This window comes from Rhodovulum sp. PH10, from assembly GCF_000293785.1.
Lineage (GTDB): Bacteria > Pseudomonadota > Alphaproteobacteria > Rhizobiales > Xanthobacteraceae > Rhodoplanes.
The window spans coordinates 38,419-44,702 of sequence record NZ_AKZI01000059.1 but is presented as its reverse complement, the minus strand read 5'-3'; the positions used below and the strand labels follow the sequence as shown (position 1 = coordinate 44,702).

Genomic DNA, 6,284 nt, shown 5'->3' with positions numbered 1-6,284 from the left:
GTGCCGATGATGCCGAAGCCCTCAAAAAGACGCAACGGTAGTACTAGGGAGAAAATTCGGCCTTCACGAACGTGGGCTCGCGCGCCGGCGCGAGCGCGGTGGGGATGCGGGTGCCGCGATCCGGCCACCGGATCGCGCGACCGACAGGGCCGGCACCGGGGGAGAAAGGTTTGGCGGGGGCGAGAAATCACCAGCTCGACGGCTTGCGCGGCTGTGCGGCGGCGGCGGTGGTCGTCTATCACGCCATCCTCGCCACCGATCCCACGTTGCTCTCGCGGGTTCTGTCGCCGCCGGTCCACCGTCTGCAGGACGCAGCCGATCTTCCGATCAAGGCCGCGCTCGCGCTCGCCAATGGCGAGGCGGCGGTGACGATCTTCTTCGTGCTGTCCGGCGCGGTGCTGTACGCCAGCCTGCAGCGGCGGCCGGCGCCGCTGTCGTTCCCGGTGCGGCGGCTGTTTCGCATCTATCCGGCGCTGATCGGCGCGGTTCTGCTCGGGGCGGGGGTGCTCGCCGCGCAGGGGAACCCGCCGGCCCTCGGCCAGATCGCCGCCGACGCCGCCTTGCTGGACACCGCCGTCATCGGGCCGGCCTGGACGCTGCAGGTGGAGGTGCTGGCGATCCCGTTCGTGCTGGCGAGCGCCTGGGCGGGAAAACGATTCGGGCCGGGGGGCATCGTCGGCGTTTTTCTGGCGGCGTTTCTGGTCACCAAGATTCCGCTGCTCGCGCCGGTGGTGGCGACCATCAAATCGCAGCTCCTGCCGTTCACGCTGGGCTTCCTGGTGGCGACGCCGCTCGGCGCGGCGCTCGGCAGGCGCTTGTCGGCCGGCTGGTTCGCCGCCGCATTGGTGGTCGTGCTGCTCGCCCGGCACGTGATCCCGGGGCCCAACACGGCGCTCCTGGCGCTGCAGCTCGGCGCCGGCCTCATGGTCTGCGCCCTCCATCACGGCCATGCCGGCGGGTTCGGCACGCTGCTCGGGCGCCCGACGGCGTGCTTCGTCGGCCGCATCAGCTACAGCCTCTATCTGTTCAACGTGCCGCTGCTGATCGCCGTCGATCCGCTGTTGCGCGGCAGTGATCCGCTGTTGGTCGGGGTGCCGCTCGGACTGCTGATCGTCGCGCTGACGGTGCCGATCGCGGCGCTCGCCGAGCGCTGGATCGAGCGGCCCGGCATCCGGCTCGGCAGCCGCGTGGCGGCGATCCGTTTCGGCGGCACGCCGGCCGACCGCGCTCGCCCCGTGCCCGAGGCGTCGAACGGGCTTTAGGGCCGTCCCGAGGCGGCGCGCTCGGCGAGCGGCCGCGCCGGCTCCTCCTCCTCGTCGTCGGGCTCGGGCGGCGTCACCAGCGTGCGCCACAAGCCGCGCAGGCCGATCCAGATCAGGCCGATGACGGAGAGAAAGCCGATCAGCACGAGGCCGCCGGCGAGCGCGGCGATCACCCCGCCGAGCACTCGGTCGTCGAGATAGGCGAGCAGTCCCGCACCCACGGCGAATACGAGAAACACGAGCACGCGTACGATATTCGCCAGCATGGAGGTCCTGCTGTAGGGCGGGGCGGTCATGACGGGTCCCGCGGGTCGCAGCGACGTCCGCCGGGCGGTGTCGTCGTATCGTCATGACGGCCGCCGGGCAACCCGGGCGGCGCCTCACCATGCGGGGTGGTCGACGGATTCTTGCGGTCGGCGAGAACGGTCTGCGCACCTCGGCGCGCAAAAAAACTCACAGCCAGCCGAGCAGGCGCCACCACACGATGTCGAGCGGCCAGATCAGCACCACCGTGAGCACGGCGAGCACGAAGCAGTAGAGCGCGCCCTCGCGGCCCGGGATCACGCCGGCCTGCACGGCGACCGCGAGCGGCGGCGCCTGATAGGGCAGCAGCACGGTGGAGAAGCCGATCACCTGGCTCATCACCACCGCCTCGACCGGCAGGCCGGTGGCCGCGGCCAGCATCGGGGCGATCGGCGTGAGAATTGCCGGCACGCCGACCGCGGTGACGAACGGGCCGATCGCGAAGGCGACGCCGGCGAGCACCAGCACCGCCATCAGCGGGCTCGCGCCGGCCGGCCCCACCACCGCGGGGATCGCCTGGGCGAGCATCGCGCCGATGCCGGTGTGGTCGACGATGGCGCCGAGCCCGACCACGCCGGCGACATAGACGATGGTCTCGAAGCCGACCGCCTTGAGCGGCTGCTGCGGCATCAGGCCGGAGCCCGGCCACAGGCAGACGATCGCCCCCAGCATGCCGACCCAGGCGGCCGGGATGCCGTGCCAGCCGTCGGTGAGCCACAGGCCGATGGTGCCGATCAGCAGCGCGACGAGCCGCTTCTCGACCGCCGACAGCGGCGGCAGCGCGGTCCTCTCGCCCCCCGGCAAAGGCGCGACGTCACGGAAGCCGATCGAGAGGAGGGCGACGATCAGCGCGAGCTTGCCGAGCCCGAGCACCGGAAAGTGCAGCAGGAGATAGCGCGAGAACGACGGCACCCCGATCCCGGTGGTCTCGAGCAGGCCGGCCAGCACGTTGTTCGGCACGTTGGCGGGCAAAATCGCCATCGCCGGGAAGAAGGTGCCGAAAATGCCCGCCAGCATGATGCCGGCGCGGGCGCGCGAGCCCGGCGCGAGGCCGGCCCGCACCGCGAGCGAGTCGAGCAGCGGCGCCAGCAGGAAGATGCGGCCCATGCCGGACGGCATCACGAAGGCGAGCCCGGTGCCGAACGCCGCGACTCTTGCCAGCACCAGCGGATAGGAGCCCTTCACCAGCCCGGCGAGCATCGCGCCGAGCCGGTCGGACAGGCCGGTGTGGCGCAGCGCGACGCCGATCACCGCACCGGAGACGACGAGCCACACCGCGGGGCCGGTGAAGCCGGAGAGAAACACGCTGGGTGGCGCGATCGTCCCGAGCGCGCACAGCACGAAGAAAATGAAGGCGACGAGATATTCGGGCAGGACGCGGGTCGCCCACAGCGCGATGGTGACGACGACCACCACCAGCGGCAGCACCATGTCGTGGCCACCGAGGAGATGGCGCGCCAGCGCCCAGCCGGCGAGCAGGGCGACGAGGGCGACCGTGATCCACGGCTTCAGCGCGGCGGTGGTCATGGTCGATGTCTTGGAAACGATGTCTCGGAAACGACGGGCACCCCGTTTTGTCGCATCGCGGCGCAACGGTCGCAATTGCGAACTTTTGGCAATCCGCCCCGTCCGGCGCGCAAAGCTCGGGCATCGGCGGCACGAAGACCACCGGGTCCGGCCGGAGCCGAACCCGGTGGCGGGTGCGTGGGAATGGGGCCGGCCCGGCGGAGACGTCGACGACGGGCGAAAAGTGGGGGGACGAGTCCCGGGGACGAGTCCCGGGGGCTAGCCCCCTCGGCGCTCGCTGTCGAGCTGGGCGAGCTGTGCCCCCGCATAACGGTCGCCGGCCGCCGATCCTTTCGGCACCGCCCGCTCGATCGCGGCGAGATCCTGCGGCCTGAGCGTCACGTCGAGTGCGCCGAGCGCCTCGGTCAGCCGGTCGCGGCGGCGGGCGCCGACCAGCGGCACGATGTCGGCCCCCTGCGCCGCCACCCAGGCGATCGCCACCTGCGCGACGCTCGCGCCGAGGTCCTTCGCCACCGCCCGCAACGCCTCGACCAGCGCGAGGTTGCGGTCGATATTGTCGCCCTGGAAGCGCGGGCTGTGGGTGCGGAAGTCGGTCGCGTCCTGGCCCTGTTCCTTGCTCCAGTGGCCGCTGATCAGCCCGCGCGACAGCACGCCATAGGCGGTGACGCCGATGCCGAGTTTTCGCACCGTCGGCAGGATGGTCTCCTCGATGCCGCGCGAGATCAGCGAGTACTCGATCTGCAAATCCGAGATCGGATGTACTTTCGCCGCCCGCTCGATGGTCGCCGCCCCCACCTCCGACAGGCCGATGTGGCGCACCCAGCCCGCCTTCACGAGATCGGCGATCGCGCCCACCGTGTCCTCGATCGGCACGTTCGGATCGAGCCGGGCCGGGCGGTAGACGTCGACATGATCGGTGCCGAGCCGCTGCAGCGTGTAGGCGAGGAAGTTCTTCACCGCGGCGGGGCGGGCGTCGTTGCCGAACCAGCCGCCGGCCGGATCGCGCAACGCGCCGAACTTCACGCTGATCACCACCTTTTCACGAGGCACTTCGCGAAGGGCTTCCGCGATCAGCATCTCGTTGTGGCCCATGCCGTAAAAATCGCCGGTGTCGAAGAGCGTGATGCCGGCATCGAGCGCCGCGTGGATGGTGGCGATGCTCTCGCTGCGGTCGGCCGTCCCGTAGAACGCCGACATCCCCATGCAGCCGAGGCCGAGGGCGGACACGGCGGGTCCGGTCTTTCCGAGGGTCGTTTGGTCCATTGGTCGTCTCCGTCGAAAGGGGCGCCCGGCGCCACGACGAGAAACACGTGGCCGGGCCGATGCGGAGAGAATGGCGGTTTGCACGGCGTTCGATAATCCGTCACGATTGAAACAGGTCGTACGGAAAGACGAACAGTGGCCGATATCGATCTCGCAAATCTCGCCGCCTTCTCGGCGGTCGCCCGCCAGCGCAGCTTTCGCGGGGCGGCGGCGGTGCGCGGGGTCTCGGCCTCGACCCTGAGCGAGGCGGTGCGGCGGCTCGAGGCGCAGCTCGGCGTGCGGCTCCTCAACCGCACCACCCGCAGCGTCACCCCGACCGAGGCGGGCGCGCGCCTGCTCGAGCGGCTCGCCCCGGCGCTCGCCGAGGTCGCCTCGGCGCTCGATGCGGTCAACGGCTTCCGCGACAGCCCGACCGGCACGCTGCGGCTCAACGTGCCGACCATCGTCGCCCGTGAGATTCTGCCGAAGCTCGTGCCCGGATTTCTCGCCGCGCATCCCGGCATCACGCTCGAGATTTTGGCGGAGGACGGTTTTGTCGACGTCCTGGCGGAAGGGTTCGACGCCGGCGTGCGCTACGACGAGCGGCTCGCCCAGGACATGATCGCGGTGCCGATCGGCCCGCGTCGCCAGCGCTTCGTCGCCGCCGCCGCCCCCTCCTATCTCTCCGTGCGCGCAAAACCGGAAAGGCCGGAGGATTTGCTCGGCCACGCCTGCATCCGCCATCGCTTCACCAGCGGTGTGGCGCTTCCCTGGGAGTTCGAACGGGACGGCGCCGTGGTGCGGATCGCGCCCGCAGGGCCGCTGGTCGCCTCGAACCTGGAGCTCGAGGTTTCTGCGGCGCTCGCCGGGCTCGGGGTGGTCTACACCTTCGAGGAGACGCTCGCCCCGCACCTCGCATCGGGCGCCCTGGTACCGCTGCTCGAGCCGTGGTGGCAGAGCTTTTCCGGGCCGTTCCTCTATTACGCCAGCCGCCACCACGTCCCGGCGCCGCTGCGGGCGTTCGTCGACTGGCTGAAGGGCTCGGCGAAGGCGATGGAGTGAATTTTTGTTCGGCTGTCACTCCGGCACGGCGGCGGTGCGCGCCGCGGCGGGCGTTTCGGCAGGCACGCGCGTGACGTTGTCGGGGCCGGTCGTGACCGGCTCGGGGGCACTCGCCAGCCACAGGTCGAGGAAATCGGCGAGCCAGGCGCGCACCGCCCCGTCATAGACCGGCCGGTCGGCGAAATGCGCGAGCCGCGGCCGCGCGCCCGGCAGCGACAAACGCTCGTCGCCGCGCGTGGTCCAGCGGCACATCATCGCGTGGGTGACCTCGGGGTGGAACTGCACCCCGAACGCCGCCGGCCCGTAACGGAACGCCTGCACCCGAAAGGTGTCGCCGGCCGCCAGAAGCTCGGCGCCGGCGGGCAGCTCGAGCCCCTCGCGGTGCCACTGATAGACGTGGTCGGGCCAGGACGGCACGACGCTGCGGCCGCTCTCGGTCGCGCGCAGGGGGTAGTAGCCGATCTCGACCCTGCCGTCCGGCCGCGGTCCGACCGCCGCGCCGAGATGCTTCGCCAGCATTTGCGCACCCAGGCAGATGCCCAGGAACGGCTTTCTCTCGCGCAGCGGCACCTTCAGCCACTCGATCTCGGTCCTGACGTAGTCGTCGGGGTCGTTGGCGCTCATCGGCCCGCCGAACACCACCGCACCGGCGTGCTCGTCGAGCGTTTCCGGCAAGCGCTCGCCGAAGCGCGGGCGGCGCACGTCGAGCGGCAGGCCGCGCACCTGCAGGTAATGGCCGATCCGGCCGGGAGTCGATTGCTCCTGATGGAGAACGATCAGGACGGGTTTCAGCATGCGGCCGTTCGCACTCCGGCGTCGCTCCTTCGGGTTGCTCGGCCCGTCAGGCTAACGGGTCTTCGGCGCCGGCCGCAAGCGCGAGCGGCGAGC

Annotated in this window: 6 protein-coding genes; 2 read left to right on the top strand and 4 right to left on the bottom strand. The window is 71.0% G+C overall.

Annotated elements, in window-relative coordinates; translation table 11 throughout:
* Window positions 1-170: 170 nt before the first annotated feature.
* On the top strand, window positions 171-1,262 hold the full coding sequence (locus A33M_RS11130) for an acyltransferase family protein (protein ID WP_008387006.1): 1,092 nt from the start codon (window positions 171-173) through the stop codon (window positions 1,260-1,262).
* Here the strand turns inward: A33M_RS11130 and A33M_RS11125 are convergent.
* The 3 genes from A33M_RS11125 to A33M_RS11115 all read right to left on the bottom strand — a co-directional run bounded on the left by A33M_RS11125 (window position 1,259) and on the right by A33M_RS11115 (window position 4,355).
* The gene (locus A33M_RS11125) at window positions 1,259-1,558 is read right to left on the bottom strand and encodes a hypothetical protein (RefSeq protein ID WP_157223434.1); all 300 of its coding nucleotides are present in this window, start codon (window positions 1,556-1,558) and stop codon (window positions 1,259-1,261) included. The two genes, A33M_RS11130 and A33M_RS11125, sit on opposite strands and share 4 nt — an antisense overlap.
* Window positions 1,559-1,715: 157 nt before the next feature.
* Window positions 1,716-3,092 (bottom strand): SLC13 family permease, encoded by a 1,377-nt coding sequence (locus A33M_RS11120; RefSeq protein ID WP_008387002.1) that lies wholly within the window; start codon window positions 3,090-3,092, stop codon window positions 1,716-1,718.
* A 258-nt stretch (window positions 3,093-3,350) separates the two neighbouring features.
* Complete coding sequence (locus tag A33M_RS11115; RefSeq protein WP_008387000.1) at window positions 3,351-4,355, bottom strand: aldo/keto reductase; 1,005 nt, start codon at window positions 4,353-4,355, stop codon at window positions 3,351-3,353.
* Between the two features lie 135 nt (window positions 4,356-4,490).
* Here A33M_RS11115 and A33M_RS11110 point away from each other — a divergent pair, with 135 nt between their 5' ends.
* Window positions 4,491-5,396, top strand: coding sequence for a LysR family transcriptional regulator (locus A33M_RS11110; protein ID WP_008386997.1), 906 nt, complete (start codon window positions 4,491-4,493; stop codon window positions 5,394-5,396).
* 15 nt (window positions 5,397-5,411) lie between these two features.
* On the opposite strand, the gene A33M_RS11105 is transcribed toward A33M_RS11110, so the two are convergent.
* Window positions 5,412-6,191 (bottom strand): glutamine amidotransferase, encoded by a 780-nt coding sequence (locus A33M_RS11105; protein WP_008386995.1) that lies wholly within the window; start codon window positions 6,189-6,191, stop codon window positions 5,412-5,414.
* Window positions 6,192-6,284 lie beyond the last annotated feature (93 nt).